This is a genomic window from bacterium (genome assembly GCA_040757115.1).
Taxonomy (GTDB): Bacteria; UBA9089; CG2-30-40-21; order CG2-30-40-21; family SBAY01; genus JBFLXS01.
Window position 1 is genome coordinate 1 of the sequence record JBFLYA010000372.1, and the last position, 2,606, is coordinate 2,606.

The following is a 2,606-nucleotide window of genomic DNA, read 5'->3' on the forward strand; positions in this document are numbered from 1 at the left end:
TTCCATAAATTTCTATTAGTTTCTATTAATTTCAATTTTTTTAATAATATCTCCCTATCTCCTTAATCTCCACATCTCCTTTTGTTACACCACCTGAACGCTTACCTATTTTTAAGCCTTTTTAAACACCGAAAAACGCGAAAAACACGAAAAAAAGATATTTTCCTCTCTGTTTCTCTGCGTCTCTGTGTCTCTGTGGTGAACAGTTACAAAAAGATGTTAAAATTTATTCTAATCACAATCATTATTTTAAATAGTGTCTCCAGTTGGGCAAAAACATCGCCAACATTAATTAAATGGTTTGGGCAATCTATCTCTAAAACTACCACCGCCTACCAGAATATCATTTTATCTGACCGTAAAATCATTACCACCAGATATTTAAAAGGGATTGAAATATGGCAACAAGATGATAAAGGTAGCTGGACTATTGTGCCTCATACCGGACTTTCTTCAGACGGTTCTTATCAAGGATTAGCCATTGGTGATGTCAATCAAGATGGTAAATTAGATATAATTGCTACCACGGCTAATTCAGGAATTAGTCTCTGGTTAGGTGAGGATAATTTAAAATGGAATAAAATCTCAACCAATCTTCCTCAAATTAACTCCTATTTTGGAGTTGAGGTCGCTGATTTGAATTCAGATGGTTCTATGGACATAGTTTCTGCATCTCAATTCGGAATAAAGGTTTGGGCAGGAGATGGAACAGGTAAAAATTGGATTCCTCAAAATCATGGTCTGCCAGATTATAAGTATTACTATAAAGTTGTAATTACGGATTTTAACCTGGATGGTAAATTAGATATAGTTGCCACGAATAACGATGGAGGTGGTGTAAAAGCCTGGCGAGGAAATGGTCAGGGAAAATGGATGAATACCTCAAATGGACTTCCTGGTTATGGAAACTACTACGGGTTAGCCACTTCGGATGTAAATTTAGATGGCAAGTTAGATATAATTGCAGGTAGTGGTAAAAATGGACTTGGGATTTGGCTGGGAGATGGCAATGGAAATTGGTCAGATTCTGCTAAATCACCTCTTAAAACAAGGGCTGTTTTTAGTCTTTTTGCTTATGATTTTAATTTAGATGGTTATCCAGATATTGCCGCAGGAACTGATGAGGGAATTAAAGTCTGGGTAGGAGATGGTCAAGGTAACTGGCAACTTGCATCATCAGGACTACCAACTGAAAATTTCTATCAGGGGCTTGCTGGCGGGGATATTAATTTAGATGGAAGACCAGACATCATTGGGGTTAATTCTGCTGGTATTCAACTCTGTTTATCAAATCCAGCACCAGTATCATTACTTGGCTGGATAGGACAGATAGGATATACCACAGATGGACTTCAACCTGAATATGGCACATCAGGCACGATTTTTACATATAAACTAAATTATATCAATAATCTCCCACCTAAAAAAGGTCATCCAAAGGTAGGCATTTATAAAGGGCAAACCTTAATCGGCACCTATACGATGAAACAAGATAATGGCTTTTACTATTTTGAGATTTGTTTAAAAGAGAAAGGGAGTTATAGTTATCAATTTGAGGCAGAAGATATTGCTGGAAATAAAGCTATCGGCACGCCAATATACCCACAAATGGGTCCTATGGTTGATTCTATTCATCCCCATATCTGGGCACAAAAGACCACCCCTGATACCTCGCACGAACACTATGGCATAGCTATAGCAGATTTCAACTTAGATGGTGTTGCGGATATAGTTTGTGCCACACCTCAAGGTGTGAAGGCATGGATAAGGACCAATAATCATTGGCAGCCAGCATCTTTTGGGCTTGATGAAAATAAATTCTATTATGGGGTAGCCCTGGCAGATTTTAATTTAGATGGGAAATTGGACATCGTGGCAACCAGCATTAAAGGATTGGATGTCTGGTTTGGTGATGGTGATGGTAGATGGAATCTTAGCTCGAATGAATTGCCTTCAACCGGTTTTTTCTACGGCGTGATTTGTGGGGACTTTAATTTTGATGGAAAACCAGATATTGTTGCTGGAACTAATGATAATAAAGGTGTGCAAGCTTGGTCAGGCGATGGTAGAGGTAACTGGAAAAACAATTCTAAAGGACTTCCAACAGACGGACACCTTTGTAGCGTTGCCCTGGTTGATTTTAACTCAGATGAAAATCTTGATATTGTCGCTGGTGATTATACGGGAATCAGATTTTTACTCCAGGAAAATATGACTAAATTCAATACCTGTTCAACAATTTATGATTTACCTACTCCGCCAGGCTTTCAGCTAGCTGGTTTACCGGATGTTCTTTTTGGTCGATTTGATGGCATTACTAAAGGATTTGCCAGTGATGGCAGGGGAAACTGGACCTATACCTTTACCAATCTTGCCATTGGCGAAGGAATAGAAATTGAGTAAGCAAAAAAGGTAATTGGTGATAGAAAAATTAGGTGGTGTCTTAATCTATCATAAAGGTTGAAATAGTGTCCGAAAAGGAGTAAGCGTTCAGGTGGTGTAACAAAAGGAGATGTGGAGATTAAGGAGATAGGGAGATATTATTAAAAAAATTGAAATTAATAGAAACTAATAGAAATTTATGGAAATTTGTTGTTTTCCACAAT

The 2,606-nt window shown here is 37.8% G+C and carries 1 protein-coding gene; it reads left to right on the plus strand.

Features of this window, described 5'->3' with window-relative positions; translation table 11 throughout:
• Positions 1 to 216: 216 nt before the first annotated feature.
• Positions 217 to 2,403: a VCBS repeat-containing protein gene (locus tag AB1422_18770; GenBank protein MEW6621344.1), complete on the plus strand. Its 2,187-nt coding sequence runs from the start codon at positions 217 to 219 to the stop codon at positions 2,401 to 2,403.
• Positions 2,404 to 2,606 lie beyond the last annotated feature (203 nt).